Origin of the sequence: Cognatiluteimonas lumbrici (genome assembly GCF_006476065.1) — a bacterium.
Lineage (GTDB): Bacteria > Pseudomonadota > Gammaproteobacteria > Xanthomonadales > Xanthomonadaceae > Cognatiluteimonas > Cognatiluteimonas lumbrici.
Window position 1 is genome coordinate 641,339 of the sequence record NZ_ML636798.1, and the last position, 14,641, is coordinate 655,979.

Genomic DNA, 14,641 nt, shown 5'->3' on the forward strand with positions numbered 1-14,641 from the left:
GCTACAACGCCTTGACCCTGCGCAGCGCCGCGACCCCGGCGGGGGGAGCGAAACTGTCGCTGCGGGCCGAGGCCCAGAACTGCTGGAACACGGCGTGCTCCGGAACCCCGCCGAGCAGTTCGCCGGGGGCCAGGAACCGGTACAGGGCGGCCAGCGAGCGGACTTCCACCGGGGAGACCCGGCGCAGGATGTGCTCGGGACCCAGCTCCTCCGGCCCGCCCAGGCCGCAGGCGCACAGCAGGTCGCGCAGCGCGTGCAGGGTGTTCTGGTGGAAGCGGTGGACCCGGACCCCCTTGTCCGCCACGTCGAGCTGGCGCCATCGCCGCGGGTCCTGGGTGGCGATGCCGGTCGGGCAGCGGTCGGTGTGGCAACTCTGCGACTGGATGCAGCCCAGCGCGAACATGAAGCCGCGACCGGCGTTGCACCAGTCCGCGCCCATGGCGAGGGTGCGCGCGATGTCGAAGGCGCTGACCACCTTGCCGGCGGCGCCGATCCTGACCTTGTCGCGCAGGCCCAGCCCGACCAGGGTGTTGTGCACCAGCATCAGCGCCTCGTGCATGGGCACGCCGACGTGCTCGACGAACTCCGCCGGCGCCGCGCCGGTGCCGCCCTCGGCGCCGTCGACCACGATGAAGTCGGGCAGCAGCCCGGTCTCGTGCATCGCCTTGGCGACCCCGAACCATTCCCAGGGATGGCCGATGGCCAGCTTGAAGCCGGTGGGCTTGCCGCCCGAAAGCCTGCGCAACCGGGCGACGAACTGCAGCAATTCCACCGGCGTGGCGAACTCCGTGTGCCGCGCCGGCGAGATGCAGTCGACCCCCTCGAGCACGCCGCGGGTGACGGCGATCTCCGGGCTGACCTTGGCGGCGGGCAGCATGCCGCCGTGGCCGGGCTTGGCGCCCTGCGACAGCTTGACCTCGATCATCCGCACCTGCGGGTCGGTCGCGTTGGCGACGAAGCGCTCCTCGCTGAAGCGGCCGTCGCTATCGCGGCAACCGAAGTAGCCCGAGCCGATCTCCCACACCAGGTCGCCGCCGTGCTCGCGGTGGTACGGCGAGATCGAGCCCTCGCCGGTGTCGTGGTAGAAGCCGCCCAGTTTCGCGCCCTTGTTGAGCGCGCGGATGGCATTCGCGCTGAGCGAGCCGAAGCTCATCGCCGAGATGTTGAACACGCTGGCGTCGTAGGGCTGCGTGGTCTCGGCGCCGCTGCCGATGCGCACGCGGAAATCGTGCGACGGGATGTAGGTCGGTACCAGCGAGTGGTTGATCCACTCGTAGGCCACGTCGTAGACATTGCGCTCGGTGCCGAACGGCACCACGTCCATCACGCCCTTGGAGCGCTGGTAGACCAGGGCGCGCTGGGCGCGCGAGAACGGCGCTTCCTCGGTGTCGGACTCGATGAAGTACTGGCGGATCTCGGGGCCGATGGACTCGAGCCCGTAGCGGAAGTGCGCGAGCAGCGGGTAGTTGCGGCGCAGCGTGCTCCGGCGCTGCAGCAGGTCCCAGGTGCCGAGTGCCGCGAGTGCGCCGGCGACCGCCAGCACCCACCACCATTCCCGGTATCCCGCGAACACCAGCCCCGCGGCGACCGCGGTCAGGACCAGGCTGATGATGTAGGCGCTATAGCGCAATCCCTTCTCCTGTAGGAGCGGCGTTGGCGCCGCGACTGGTGCCCGGGGTGGGAATCGAACCCACATGGCCTCGCGGCCTGCGGATTTTAAGTCCGCTGCGTCTACCAGTTTCGCCACCCGGGCGGCGGGCCGATGATCCCACAACGAAAAAGCCCCGCGCGAGGCGGGGCTCTTTGGACTGGAGGCCGGGGTCGGAATTGAACCGGCGTACGCGGATTTGCAGTCCGCTGCATAACCACTCTGCCACCCGGCCGGATGGACTTTCGATTGTTCCCAATACGACGAACCCCGGCAAGCCGGGGTTCGTCTGGATCTGGAGCGGGAAACGAGACTCGAACTCGCGACCCCGACCTTGGCAAGGTCGTGCTCTACCAACTGAGCTATTCCCGCGGAGCCCGCCATTTTACGGGAGGCCGCAGGTCTGTCAATACGGATGGTGAACGCTGCGCCGGCGCCCCGGGCTCAGCCTTCGCGACCGCTCAGGCTCGGCCAGGCGGCGCGCAGGTAGCCGAGGCCGGACCACAGGGTGAGGATTGCCGCGCCGGCCAGCAGCCAGTCGCCGACGTGGAAGATCAGGTTGCCCATCCACGGCGTCGGGTGCGGCGGGACCGCCGGCGTCACCGAATACAGCAGGCAGGTCAGCGCCACCATCTGCGCGATGGTCTTGATCTTGCCGATGGCGGCGACCGCGACCTTGCCGCGCTGCCCCACTTCCGCCATCCATTCGCGCAGCGCCGAGACCGCGATCTCGCGGCCGACGATGACCGCCGCCCACAGCGCCATCCAGGCGGTCGGGTGGCCCTGCACGATCAGGAACAGCGCGGTGGATACCATCAGCTTGTCGGCCACCGGGTCCAGGAACGCGCCGAACGGCGAGGACATGCCGAAGCGGCGCGCGATCCAGCCGTCCAGCCAGTCGGTGGCCGAGGCGAAGGCGAACACCGCGGCGGCGGCGAAGTTGGTCCAGCCGTAGGGCAGGAAGTAGACCGCCGCCAGCACCGGGATCAGAGCGATCCGCATCAGGGTCAGGATCGTCGGCAGGGTCAGGGTCATCCTTGTCTGCGCTCCATGGCGTCCTCGCTGGCTCCAGCCTCGGGCAGCCCGTGCAGGCTGGCCCAGATCCGCTCGGCGAGAGCGGCGTTGATGCCTTCGACCCGGGCGATCTCCTCCGCGCCCGCGGCCTTGAGCCCGCCCAGCCCGCCGAAATGCCGCAACAGGTTAGCGCGACGACGGGGTCCGATGCCGGGGATGTCCTCCAGCCGGCTGGTGTTGCGCGCCTTGGCGCGGCGCCCGCGGTGGCCGGTGATGGCGAAGCGGTGGGACTCGTCGCGTACCTGCTGCACCAGCTGCAGGCCCGGCGATTCCGGGCCCGGGCGGATCTCGCGGCCGTCAGGCAGCAGGAGCGCCTCGTGCCCGGCGCGCCGCTCGGGGCCCTTGGCCACGCCGACCAATACGATGCGCTCGGCGATGCCCAGCTCGGCCAGCACGCCGCGGGCCTGCGCCACCTGGCCGGCGCCGCCGTCGATCAGCAGGACGTCGGGCAGCACCCCGCCCTCGTCCACCGCGCGCCGGAAGCGGCGCTCGAGCGCCTGGTGCATGGCGGCGTAGTCGTCGCCAGGTTCGATGCCGGCGATGTTGTAGCGCCGGTACTGGCTGCGCACCGGGCCGTCCTGGTTGAACACCACCTGCGAGGCCACCGTCGCCTCGCCCATGGTGTGGCTGATGTCGAAGCACTCGATCCGCTGCGGCGGCTCGGCCAGGCCGAGCAGTTCCTGCAGCGACTCCAGCCGCGCGCGCTGGGTGGCCTGGCTGCCGAGCTCGGTGGCCAGCGCCAGTTCCGCGTTGCGCTTGGCGAGGTCGAGGTAGCCGGCGCGGTCGCCGCGCACGTTGCACTTGAGCCGCACCTTGTGGCCCGCGGCCTCGGACAGGGCCTGTTGCAGCAGCTCGCGGTCGTCGATGTCGCGGTCGAGCACGATCTCGGCCGGGGCCGGCTGTTCGCCGTAGTACTGCGACACGAACGCCGACAGCACTTCCTCGCAGCGTTCGGCGCCGTTGGTGCGCGGGAAGAAGGCGCGGGTGCCGAGGTTGCGGCCGTCGCGGAATGCCAGCAGCATCACGCAGGCGTGGGTGCCTTCCATCGCGCAGGCGAGCACGTCCAGGTCGGCGACCCGGCCGTCCACGTACTGCCGGGCCTGCAGCTTGCGGATCATCTGGATCAGGTCGCGCACGCGCGCGGCCTCCTCGAAGTCCAGCCGGTCCGACGCCTCGGCCATGTTGCGCTCGAGTTCGGCGCCGAGCTCGCCGCTGCGGCCCTCGAGGAACAGCTCGACCCGGCGCACCGCCTTCGCGTAGTCCTCCGCCGACACCAGCCCGACGCAGGGCGCGCTGCAGCGGCCGATCTGGTACTGCAGGCACGGCCGCGAGCGGTTGCGGAACACGCTGTCCTCGCAGCTGCGCAGCCGGAACAGCTTGTGCAGCAGGTTCAGGGTCTCGCGCACCGCGCCGACGCTGGCATAGGGCCCGAAGTAGCGTCCCGGGATCGCGCGCGCGCCGCGGTGCAGCGCCAGCCGCGGCCACTCCTCCTGCGTGAGCAGCACGTACGGGTAGCTCTTGTCGTCGCGCAGCATCACGTTGTAGCGCGGCTTGAGCGACTTGATGAGCTGGTTCTCGAGCAGCAGCGCCTCGGTCTCGGTGCGGGTAACCGTGACCTCCATCCGCGCGACCTGCGCCAGCATCGCCATGGTGCGCGCGGTCTTGGGTGCGCCGCTGAAGTAGCTGGCCACCCGCTTCTTCAGGGCGCCGGCCTTGCCGACGTACAGCACGCTGTCGTCGGCCGCGTACATCCGGTACACCCCGGGGGCCGTGCTCAGTCCCTTGACGAATGCCTTGCCGTCGAATTGTGGGGCCTGCTCCGCCATGCCCCGATTATCCCCGTTTCGGTAATAATCCGGGCATGACAGGCTTCGTCGTCGCCATTCCCGCCCGCCACGCCTCGACGCGGCTGCCGGGCAAGCCGCTGCGCCTGCTCGCCGGCGAACCCATGATCCTGCACGTGGCGCGCCGCGCGCTGGAAGCCGGTGCCGACGCCGTCTGGATCGCCACCGACGACGCGCGCATCGCCGACGCGCTGGACGGCAGCGGCGTGCGCGTCGCGATGACCTCGCCCGACCACGCCTCCGGCAGCGACCGCCTCGCCGAGTGCGCGCGCATCGCCGGCTGGAGCGACGACACCGTGGTGGTGAACCTGCAGGGCGACGAGCCGTTCGCGCCGCCCGAGGGCATCCGTGCGGTCGCGCAGACGCTGCTGGAGTCCGGGGCCGAGATGGCCACGCTCGCCACCCCGGTGACCGATGCGGCTTCGCTGTTCGACCCGAACGTGGTCAAGCTCGTGCGCCGCGACGACGGCGACGCGCTCTACTTCAGCCGCGCGCCGCTGCCCTGGGCCCGCGACGCCTTCGCAAGCGACCGCGACACCCTGCCCGTCGGCGACAACGCCTGGCTCCGCCACATCGGCATCTATGCCTACCGCGCCGGCTTCCTGCAGCGCTTCACCACGCTGCCGCAGGGACGCCTGGAACGGATCGAATCGTTGGAGCAGTTGCGGGTGCTCGAGGCCGGACACCGCATCGCGGTCGGCATCGCGCCCTCGGCGTTCCCGCCCGGCGTGGACACGCCCGAGGACCTGGAGCGCGCCGAGCGCCACCTGGCGGAGGCGCGACGTTGAGCCGGGACCGGAGCTTGCGCCTGCTGGTCGTATGCCTTGGGAACATCTGCCGCTCGCCGATGGCGGAAGGCGCGCTGCGCGCGCGCCTGCAGGCGGCGGGCCTCGGGGACCGAGTCGAGGTGGATTCGGCCGGGCTCGGCGAATGGCACGTTGGCCTCCCGCCCGACCGGCGCGCTATCGCGTGCGCCGCCGGCCATGGCGTGGACATTTCGACGCTCCGCGCGCGCCAGGTCACCGAAGCGGACCATGCCGCCTTCGACGTCCTGCTGTGCGCCGACGCGGACGTGCTCGATGCCGTGCGCACGGGCTCCCCGGGCGGCGCTACCGCCGAGGCGCGCCTGCTGCTCGAGTGGGCCGGCCTCGGCGGGATCGAGGTGCCCGATCCGTACACGCTCGACATGGACGCGTTCGAGCACGCGTGGGAGCTGGTGGACCGTGCCGCCGCGGGGATCGTGGAGCGCTTGATGGCGGAGGCGCCGGCGTCCTGATCAACCCGGGCGGATGCGGTCGAGCAGCGCGACCCAGAAGGCTTCGGGGAGTTCCGCGCTGACCGGGATGCTGTGGAAACGGTCGGTCGCGAGGGGGATGCACTTGACCGCGTCCTTCTCGGTCATCAGCACCGGTAGGTCACTGCCGAAGGCGAAGTCCCCGGCCTGGTAGCGATGGTGGTCCGGGAAGGCGTGCGGGACCACCGCGATGCCCAGTTCGCGCAGCATCGAGAAGAAGCGCTCGGGATCGCCGATGCCGGCGACCGCGTGCACGCGCTGCCCGGCGAAGGCCTGCAGCGGGCGCGGCCGGCCGCCGAGCAGCGGCAACGCCTGGCCCGGGTGCAGGCGCATCGCCCACTCGCCGAAGCGCGTGTCCAGCTCGCCGGCGGTGCCGCCGTTGACCACGTGGAAGTCGCACTCCGAGGCGCGCGCCAGCGGTTCGCGCAGCGGCCCGGCCGGCAGCAGGCGGCCGTTGCCGTGGCGGCGGCGCGCGTCCAGCACCTCGATCTCGACGTCGCGCGCGAGCCGGTAGTGCTGCAGGCCGTCGTCGCAGACCACGATGTCGCAGCCGGCCGCGACCAGGGCAAGGGCGGCGGCGACGCGGTCTGCGTCCGCACGCACCTTGGCGCCGGTGCGCCGTGCCAGCAGCAGCGGTTCGTCCCCGGCCAGCGCGGCGTCCGTGCGCGGCTCGACCCACACGGGCGTGCCCGGCTGCTCGCGGCCGTAGCCGCGGGTGGCGATCCCCGGGGTGAAGCCGGCGCCGCGCAGGCGCTCGACCAGCGCGACCACCAATGGCGTCTTGCCGCTGCCGCCGGCGACGATGTTGCCGACCACCACCACCGGCACGCCGACGCGCTGGCTGCGCAGCGCGCCACGCCGGTACAGGCCGCGGCGCACCGCGATCACGCCGCCGTACAAACGCGACAGCGCGCGCGCGGCCAGCGGCGGCTCGCGCCCGGCGTCGTACCACCAGGCCGGGGGTGCACGGCCGGCGCTCATGCGGTCCCCGTGTCGCGGAACTGCATCCGGTGCAGGTGCGCGTACAGGCCGCCGCGCGCGAGCAGCTCGGCATGACTGCCCTGCTCCACCAACTCGCCCTGGTCGAGGACCAGCACCTGGTCGGCGTGCTCGATGGTGGACAGGCGGTGCGCGATCACCAGCGTGGTGCGGTCCGGCATCAGCCGGTCGAGCGCGTCCTGCACCAGGCGTTCGGACTCGGTGTCGAGCGCGGCGGTGGCCTCGTCGAGGATCAGGATCGGCGCGTCCTTGAGCATCGCGCGCGCGATCGCCAGGCGCTGGCGCTGGCCGCCGGACAGCAGCGCGCCGTTCTCGCCGATCGGCGTGTCCAGGCCCTGCGGCAGGCGCTCGATGAACTCCCAGGCGTTGGCGGCCTCGGCCACCGCGCGCAGTTCCTCCGGGGTGGCCTCGCTTGCGTAGGCGATGTTGGCGGCGACGCTGTCGTCGAACAGCATCACCCGCTGGCCGACCAGCGCGACCTGGCGGCGCAGGTCGGCCAGCCGGTAATCGCGCAGCGGCACGCCGTCGAGCGTGACGCGTCCGCTGCTCGGCTCGTAGAAGCGCGGCACCAGCCGCACCAGGCTGGTCTTGCCGCTGCCAGAGCGTCCGACGATCGCGGTGACCGTGCCCGGCCGCGCGCTGAAGCTGATGTCGCGCAGCGCATAGCGGGCATCGCCGTCGCCTTCGGCGTAGCGCAGGCTGACGCGGTCGAACACCAGCTCGCCGCGCGCGCGCTGCAGCGGAACGCTGCCCGCGTCGTGTTCCTCCTCGCTGTCGAGCACCGCGAACAGCCGCTCGGCGGCGGCCACGCCGCGCCCGATCACCGCCTGCACGTTGGTGACACGCCGCAGCGACGGGATGATCGCCATCATCGCGGTCATGAGCTGCACGAACTCGCCGGCGTCGATGCGCCCCTGCAGGGCCTCGCGCGTGGCCACCCAGACGATCGCCGCCAGCGCGGAGGCCGCCAGCATCTGCACCAGCGCGGAGCTGCCGGCGCGGGTGGTCTCGACCTTCATGTTCAGCCGCAGCATGCGGTTGACCAGGCCGGCGTAGCGCTTGCGCTCGAACCCCTGGGCGCCGTAGACCTTGACGTCCTGCTGCGCGGCCAGCGACTGCTCGGCCGACTGCGCGAGGTGGCCCATGCCTTCCTGGATGCCGCGGCTGATGCGGCGGTAGCGCTTGCCCACGTACCACACGAGCACGCCGATCAGCGGCGTGATCAGCAGCATCGCGAAGGTCACCTTGAGGCTGGTGTAGACCATGATCCCGAGCAGGAAGGCGATGGTCAGGCCGTCGGTGACGATCGCCTTGGCGGCGTCGGTGCCGGCCTGGGTGACCTGCTCGGTGTCGAAGTTGAGGCGGCTGACCATCGCCGGCACCGACTCGGTGTCGAAGTGCCGGCTCGGCATGCGCAGGTACTTGGCCAGCACCTGTTCGCGCAGGTCGCGGACCACGCTGCGGCCGGTGCGCGCCATGCCGTAGTCGGTGACGTAGGTGGCGAGGCTGCGGATCACGAACAGCGCGATGATCGCCAGCGGCAGCAGCACCGCCATCCTGGGCTCCGGGTTGACGAAGCCGCGGTTGACCAGCGGATCCATCAGCTTGACGAAGGCGCCGCCGGCCAGCGCCTCGACCACCATGCCGATGGAAGAGGCCACCAGCAGCGGCCAGTAGCGGCCGGCATAGCCAAGTAGCCGCCTGTAGACCGGCCAGGCGCCCGGGCGGGGGCTGGCGGCGTCGGTGGCGCTCATGGCGCCGGCCCCGTCGCGGCGCGATCGGCCACGGCCGGTTCCGGCGCCGTCGCCAGGTTGACGTTGCGGAAGCCGAGCTGGCCGAGCGCGTCGAGCGCGGTGATCACGGCCTGGTGCTCGCTGCGGGCGTCGGCGCGCAGCAGCACGCCGCGTTCGCGGTCCTCGCCGGCGACGTCGAGGATGGTGCGCTTGAGCGTATCCACGTCGCTGCGCAGCGCCTCGCGGTCGCCGACGAAGTAGCGGCCGTCGGCGTTGACCAGCACCTCCAGCACCTCGGCCTGGGCCTCGGCCGGTTCGCCGCGCGCGTGCGGGAGCTGCAGCTTGAGCACCGAGCGCGTGTCGAAGGTGGTCGTGACCACGAAGAACACGATCAGGCACAGCACCACGTCGATCAGCGGCACCAGGTCGATCTGCGGACTGTCGTCGGCGCGGAAGTCGCGGATGCGCATCGGCGGCGGACCCTCAGCGCGCGTCCAGCACGTCGACCAGGCGGGCGGCCTCGTGCTCCATGTCCACGATGTAGCCCGCGATGCGGCCGCGGAAGTAGCGATGGAACATCAGCGCCGGGATCGCCACGATCATGCCGGTGGCGGTGCACACCAGCGCCTTGCCGATGCCGCCGGCAAGCTGGTTCACGTCGCCGACCCCGTGGTCGAGGATCCCGAGGAACATCTGGATCATGCCGACCACGGTGCCGAACAGGCCCAGCAGCGGCCCGGCCGCGGCGATGGTGCCGAGCGTGTTGAGGTACTTCTCCATGCGGTGCACCAGGTGGCGTCCGGTGTCCTCGATCCGCTCGCGCACCTGCTCGCGCGGACGCCCGCGCACGTCGAGCGCGGCGGCCATCAGCTCGCCCAGCGGCGAGGTCTCGCGCAGTTGCTCGAGGTGGCCCGGATCCAGCGCGCCGCCGCCCGCGACCCAGGCACGGACCTCGTCGGACAGCCCCGGGGGCAGCACCGCGACCCGGCGCAGGGTCCAGAAGCGTTCGACGATGATCGCCAGCGCGACCCCGGAGAGCAGCAACAGCGGGATCATGGGCCAGCCGCCCGCCTTCACCAGTTCAAGCACGCGCATCCTCCGAAGCGATTCCCGCCAAGGATACTGTAGAGCCGGACCCCGCCCTTTACCTTGTGGGGGCGGCGGAAGCCGCGACTGCATCCCACAACCTGCGATGCACGTCCCGTTCCCCCTCCAGCCGCACCCCGCCCCGCCCCAGCAGCACCCGCTGCGCGCCGCTGTCGAAGGTCGCCACCACCGCGGCGCCCTGCCCCCGCCAGCGCGCCACCACCTCCGGCTTCGGATGCCCGAACCGGTTCCGGTAGCCGGCCGACACCAGTGCCCAGCGCGCACCGGTGGCCGCGACGAAGCCGGGCGCCGATCCGCTGCCGCTGCCGTGGTGCGGCACCAGCACCACGTCCGTGCGCAGCGCCAGGCCCTGCGCGCGCAGCAGCATCCCCTCGACGACTTCGCCGATGTCCCCGGGCAGCAGCGCCACGCGTCCGCCGGCCTCGACCCGCAGCACGCAGCTGGATTCGTTGTCGAGATAGGGAAAGTGCCGCGCGGGATGCAGGAACCGGAACTCGACGCCGTCCCAGGTCCAGTGCATCCCCGCGACACAGTGGCGATGCCCGGTTGTGGGAGGCATGACTGGAGAGGGCATCCCCGGCGGCGCCAGCACGATGCCCGGCGGGAACGCGCGCGCAACGCCCGCGAAGCCGCCGGCGTGGTCGTTGTCGCCGTGGCTGACCACCGCCGCGTCGAGCCGGCGCACGCCCAGGGCGTGCAGCGCCGGCACTACCACGTCGGCGCCGGCGTCGAAGCCGCCCGCGCGCGCCGCGCCCATGTCGTACAGCAGGGCGTGGCCGGAAGTGCGCACCAGCACCGACAAGCCCTGGCCGACGTCCAGCACCCACAGTTCAGCGTGGCCCGGCGGTGGCAGCCCGCGCTGCGGCCACAGCAGCGGCAGCCACAGCAGCAGCGCCAGCGGCTTGCCCGGCACCCCGCGCGGCAACAGCAGCCAGAACCCGCCCGCCAGCGCGAACGGCAGGGCGAACCACGCCGGACGCGGCAGCCAGAACAGCGCCAGCGGCGTCCCCGCCAGCCAGTCGAACAACGGCCACGACAGCTCGAAGCACGCCGCCGCCAGCCGCCAGCACCAGGCGCCGGCCCCGGCATGCACCGCTTCCAGCGCGGTGCCCAGCAACGACAGCGGCACCACCACCAGGCTCCACCACGGGATCGCCACCAGGTTGGCCAGCGGCCCCGCCGCCGAGGCCTGGCCGAACAGCGCCACCGCCACCGGCAACAGGCCGATGGTGGCCACCGCCTGTGCGTCGACGAATCCGCGCACCACGCCGCCCAGCGAGCGCGGCGGCGTCGCCGGCAGGCACCACAGCAGCCAGGCGACGCCGGCGAAGCTGAGCCAGAACCCGGCGGTGAGCGCCGCCAGCGGATCGGCCAGCAGCAGGACGATCGCGGCCAGCGCCAGCGCATCAACGGTGCGCTGCGCCCGCCGCAGCAGGCGCGCCAGCACCAGCACCGCGACCATCAGCGCGGTGCGCAGCGTCGGCAGCGCGAAACCGGCCACCGCGGCATAGCCCAGCGCACCCAGCAACGCGCCCAGCGCCGCCGCCTGCGGTCGCGGCAACCAGCGGCCGAGGCGCGGCAGGCACCGCCACAGCCCCTTGGCCAGCAGCGCGAAGAACCCGGCAACCAGTCCGACGTGGAAACCGGAGATCGCGATCAGGTGGGTCAGCCCGGCCGCGCGCAGCACCTGCCAGTCGGCGGTGTCGAGCGCGCGCGTGTCGCCCAGCGCGAGCGCACGCACGAAGCGCGAGGCGCCGGCGTCCACCGTGGCCGCGATGCGCTCGCCCATGCGGTCGCGCCACGCGTCGATGCCGCGCGCCGGCGACAGCCGCCGCGCCAGCCCGGGATCGCGCACGTAGCCGGTCGCGGCGATGCGCTCGGCCAGTGCGCGCCGCTCACCGTCGCGGGTCCCGGGATTGCGCAGCGCATGCGGCGCGCGCAGCTTCAGGCGCAGGCGCCAGCGCTCGCCCGGCGCCAGCGACACGCGGTCGTCGCCGTCGAAATACCAGGACAGCTGCAGCAGCTTGCCGCGCAAGGCCTCCGTGCCGGACGGCGCATCGTCCACGCGGAAGCGGAAGCGCACCCGCGCGGCATCGCGCCGCGGCAATTCCAGCACCGTGCCGGCGACTTCGAGTTCGCGGCCTTCCAGCGCTGCGGGCAGGCGCGCGCCGAGCACGTACCCCGCGTGCAGCCCGGCCAGCGCCACCCCGCACAGCAAGGGGCCGAGCAGGCGCCCGCGCCGGCGCATCGCCCAGGCCAGCAGCCCCGCCGGCAGCAAGGCCGCGAACAGCCAGGCGCCCGGCAGCGACGGCAGCTGCAGGCAGGCGGCGACGCCCGATACCAGCGCGGCCGCCGCGGCCGGCCCGAACGGCGCGGGTGGCGGCGCGGAAGGCATGGCCACAGCGTGGCAACGCGACGCGGCGGTTGCCGTCGGCAAAACCGGTATCTGATGTAGGAGCGGCGCTCCTACAGGTCGGCGGGCGAGATCTCGCGCAGCTTGCCTTCGTGCAGTTCCAGCACGCGCCCGAGCCGCCGCGCCAGGCCGCGGTCGTGGGTGACCATCACCAGGCTGGTGCGGTGCGCGGCGTTGAGCTCGAGCATCTGCCCGAACACGTGCGCCGCGGTCTTCTCGTCGAGGTTGCCGGTGGGCTCGTCGCCGAGCACGCAGGCCGGGCGGTTGACCAGGGCGCGCGCCACCGCCGCGCGCTGGCGCTCGCCGCCGGACAGTTCGCCCGGCTTGTGCTCGAGCCGGTGGCCGAGGCCGACCGACTCCAGCAGATCGCGCGCGCGCTGCGCGGCGTCCGGCACCGTGGTGCCGTTGAGCAGCACCGGCAACATCACGTTCTCGAGCGCGGTGAACTCGGGCAGCAGGTGGTGGAACTGGTAGACGAAGCCGAGCGCATGGTTGCGCAGGCGGCCGCGCTCGGCGTCCGAGAGCGCGCTCATCCGCTGACCGGCCACGTGCACCTCGCCGGAAGTGGGCGTGTCCAGCCCGCCCAGCAGGTGCAGCAGCGTGCTCTTGCCGGCGCCGGACGCGCCCACGATGGCCACGGTCTCGCCCGGCGCCACCGCGAAGTCGAGCCCGTCGAACACCGGCGTGCGCAGCGTACCCTCGGCGTAGGTCTTGCCCAGGCCCTCGGCCCGGATCACGGCGTCATTCATAGCGCAGCGCCTCCGCCGGCGCGGTCCGTGCCGCGCGCCATGCCGGATAGACCGTGGCCGCGAACGCCATCGCCAGCGCCACCAGCGCGATCGCGGTGATGTCGGCGGAACGCAGCTCGGTCGGCAGGCCGGTGATGTAGTAGACGTCCTCGGGCAGCAGTTGCACCCCGAGCACGGCCTCGATCGCGCGCAGGATGTGCTCGAGGTTGAGGGTCAGCACGATGCCGCCGATCACCCCGAGCACGGTGCCGATCACGCCGATCAGCGAGCCCTGCACCATGAACACCTGCATCACCCCGGCAGGCGGCAGCCCGAGCGTGCGCAGGATCGCGATGTCGGCCTGCTTGTCGGTGACCAGCATCACCTGCGAGCTGACCAGGTTGAACGCGCCCATGGCGATGATCAGCGACAGCAGGATCGCCATCACCGTCTTCTCCATCTTGAGCGCGCGGAACATGTTGGCGTTGTCGCGGGTCCAGTCGCTGACCCGGTAAGGGCCATGCAGGCGCAGCGCCAGGTCGCGCGCGACCTCGAAGGCCCGGTCCATGTCGTGCATGCGCAGGCGCACCCCGGTGACGCCGTCGCCCATCCGCGTCACCCGCTGGATGTCGCGCAGGTTGGTCACCGCGAGGCCCTTGTCGAATTCCTGGTAGCCGGCCTCGAAGATCCCGCTCACGGTGAAGCGCTTGAGTTGCGGGATGCCGCCCATCGGCGTGGACTGGAAGGAGGTGGTCACGATCACGTCGTCGCCCACCCCGACCCCGAGCCACAACGCGAGCTCGGCGCCGAGCACGATGTTGAAGCTGCCGGGCGTGAGCTGGTCGAGCGAACCCTGGGTCATCTTCTCGCCGAGCACCGAGACCTTGCCCTCCTCGGCCGGATCCACGCCGCGCACGATCGCCGGCTGCCGGCGCGTGCCCTGGATCAGCGCCTGGGTCTCGATGTACGGCGCCGCGCCGGCGACGCGGTCGTCGCTGCGCGCGACGGCGATCGCCTGCTGCCAGTTCTCCATCGCCTCGCCGTCGGCGGTGACCGTGGCATGCGCGGCCATCTGCAGCATGCGGTCGCGGATCTCGCGCTGGAATCCGGTCATCACCGCGAGCGTGGTGATCAGCGCGGCGACGCCGATCGCGATGCCGAGGATCGACGCCATGGAGATGAAGGAGATGAAGCCGTTGCGGCGCTTGGCGCGGAGGTAGCGCAGGCCGATGGCGACGGGGACGGGTTTGAACATCGGCGTATGGTGCCACGGCGCCGCAGTTCGCGGCGTGTGGCCGCGTCCAGCGTGTCCGGCCACCAGGCCAGGCGCAGGCCCGGCCCGCGCACGAACAGCAGCGGGCCCCGCCATTGCACGGTCGTGCCTTCGGGCGGCGGCCAGTCGAGGATCAGGCGGGGCCGGTGCCACTCCCGCCACGCCCGTCGCCCGCCCCAGCCAAGGGCGAGCACGGCCAGCGGCCAGGCGGCACGGCGAGGCATTTCAGAAGCCAGCACCGCCAGCGGCGCCAGCACGGCCAGCAGGCACAGCGCGCCGCTCACCCAGCGCGAGGGACGCCACTCAAGGCGGAAGGCTGCGGATGCGCTGCACCAGTGCGTCGACGTCGGCATCGGGGGACCGCTCGTGGCCGAGGAACCAGCGCCACAGCTTGTCGTCCTCGGTGTCCAGCAGCTTTAGGAAACTGCCGCGCTCGGTCTCGGAAGCCGCCGCGTGGTGGCGGTCGAGCCAGCGCAGCAGGAGCACGTCGAGTTCCTGCATGCCACGCCGGCAGCGCCAGCGCAGGCT

General features: G+C 72.2%; 13 protein-coding genes and 3 tRNA genes. 2 read left to right on the forward strand and 14 right to left on the reverse strand.

The window, feature by feature from the left end:
* Position 1: 1 nt before the first annotated feature.
* The 6 genes from E4F25_RS03125 to uvrC form a co-directional block, all read right to left on the reverse strand.
* Complete coding sequence (locus tag E4F25_RS03125; protein WP_181168188.1) at positions 2-1,630, reverse strand: FMN-binding glutamate synthase family protein; 1,629 nt, start codon at positions 1,628-1,630, stop codon at positions 2-4.
* A gap of 36 nt (positions 1,631-1,666) precedes the next feature.
* Positions 1,667-1,753, reverse strand: a tRNA-Leu gene (locus E4F25_RS03130).
* A gap of 56 nt (positions 1,754-1,809) precedes the next feature.
* Positions 1,810-1,883: transfer RNA gene (locus E4F25_RS03135), tRNA-Cys, on the reverse strand.
* A 61-nt stretch (positions 1,884-1,944) separates the two neighbouring features.
* A tRNA-Gly gene (locus E4F25_RS03140) sits at positions 1,945-2,020 on the reverse strand.
* A 72-nt stretch (positions 2,021-2,092) separates the two neighbouring features.
* The gene (gene pgsA, locus E4F25_RS03145; RefSeq protein WP_140908786.1) at positions 2,093-2,683 is read right to left on the reverse strand and encodes a CDP-diacylglycerol--glycerol-3-phosphate 3-phosphatidyltransferase; all 591 of its coding nucleotides are present in this window, start codon (positions 2,681-2,683) and stop codon (positions 2,093-2,095) included.
* Complete coding sequence (uvrC, locus tag E4F25_RS03150; protein ID WP_140908787.1) at positions 2,680-4,548, reverse strand: excinuclease ABC subunit UvrC; 1,869 nt, start codon at positions 4,546-4,548, stop codon at positions 2,680-2,682. Before uvrC ends, pgsA begins: the two co-directional genes overlap by 4 nt.
* Positions 4,549-4,583: 35 nt before the next feature.
* On the opposite strand from uvrC, the gene kdsB reads away from it, so the two are divergent.
* Together kdsB and E4F25_RS03160 are read left to right on the forward strand one after the other, a co-directional pair.
* Positions 4,584-5,354 carry a 3-deoxy-manno-octulosonate cytidylyltransferase gene (kdsB, locus tag E4F25_RS03155; protein ID WP_140908788.1) on the forward strand — a complete coding sequence of 257 codons (771 nt, stop codon included), beginning with the start codon at positions 4,584-4,586 and terminating at the stop codon, positions 5,352-5,354.
* A gap of 14 nt (positions 5,355-5,368) precedes the next feature.
* Complete coding sequence (locus E4F25_RS03160) at positions 5,369-5,842, forward strand: low molecular weight protein-tyrosine-phosphatase (protein WP_140910295.1); 474 nt, start codon at positions 5,369-5,371, stop codon at positions 5,840-5,842.
* Here E4F25_RS03160 and lpxK read toward each other — a convergent pair whose 3' ends face one another.
* The 8 genes from lpxK to E4F25_RS03205 form a co-directional block, all read right to left on the reverse strand.
* Positions 5,843-6,841 carry a tetraacyldisaccharide 4'-kinase gene (gene lpxK, locus E4F25_RS03165; protein WP_140908789.1) on the reverse strand — a complete coding sequence of 333 codons (999 nt, stop codon included), beginning with the start codon at positions 6,839-6,841 and terminating at the stop codon, positions 5,843-5,845.
* Entirely contained in the window at positions 6,838-8,613 is a 1,776-nt protein-coding gene (gene msbA, locus E4F25_RS03170) for a lipid A export permease/ATP-binding protein MsbA (RefSeq protein WP_140908790.1), read from the reverse strand. The genes lpxK and msbA overlap by 4 nt, the downstream gene beginning before the upstream one ends.
* Positions 8,610-9,062 carry an ExbD/TolR family protein gene (locus tag E4F25_RS03175; protein ID WP_140908791.1) on the reverse strand — a complete coding sequence of 151 codons (453 nt, stop codon included), beginning with the start codon at positions 9,060-9,062 and terminating at the stop codon, positions 8,610-8,612. The genes msbA and E4F25_RS03175 overlap by 4 nt, the downstream gene beginning before the upstream one ends.
* Positions 9,063-9,075: 13 nt before the next feature.
* Positions 9,076-9,681 carry a MotA/TolQ/ExbB proton channel family protein gene (locus tag E4F25_RS03180; RefSeq protein ID WP_140910296.1) on the reverse strand — a complete coding sequence of 202 codons (606 nt, stop codon included), beginning with the start codon at positions 9,679-9,681 and terminating at the stop codon, positions 9,076-9,078.
* A gap of 55 nt (positions 9,682-9,736) precedes the next feature.
* Positions 9,737-12,094 (reverse strand): DNA internalization-related competence protein ComEC/Rec2, encoded by a 2,358-nt coding sequence (locus tag E4F25_RS03185; RefSeq protein ID WP_140908792.1) that lies wholly within the window; start codon positions 12,092-12,094, stop codon positions 9,737-9,739.
* Positions 12,095-12,165: 71 nt separating this feature from the next.
* Positions 12,166-12,861, reverse strand: coding sequence for a lipoprotein-releasing ABC transporter ATP-binding protein LolD (gene lolD / locus E4F25_RS03190; protein WP_140908793.1), 696 nt, complete (start codon positions 12,859-12,861; stop codon positions 12,166-12,168).
* A complete protein-coding gene (locus E4F25_RS03195) occupies positions 12,854-14,095 on the reverse strand; it encodes a lipoprotein-releasing ABC transporter permease subunit (protein ID WP_140908794.1) in 1,242 nt (413 codons plus the stop codon). The genes lolD and E4F25_RS03195 overlap by 8 nt, the downstream gene beginning before the upstream one ends.
* A gap of 321 nt (positions 14,096-14,416) precedes the next feature.
* Positions 14,417-14,614 (reverse strand): FAD assembly factor SdhE, encoded by a 198-nt coding sequence (locus E4F25_RS03205; protein WP_140910297.1) that lies wholly within the window; start codon positions 14,612-14,614, stop codon positions 14,417-14,419.
* Positions 14,615-14,641: the final 27 nt, after the last annotated feature.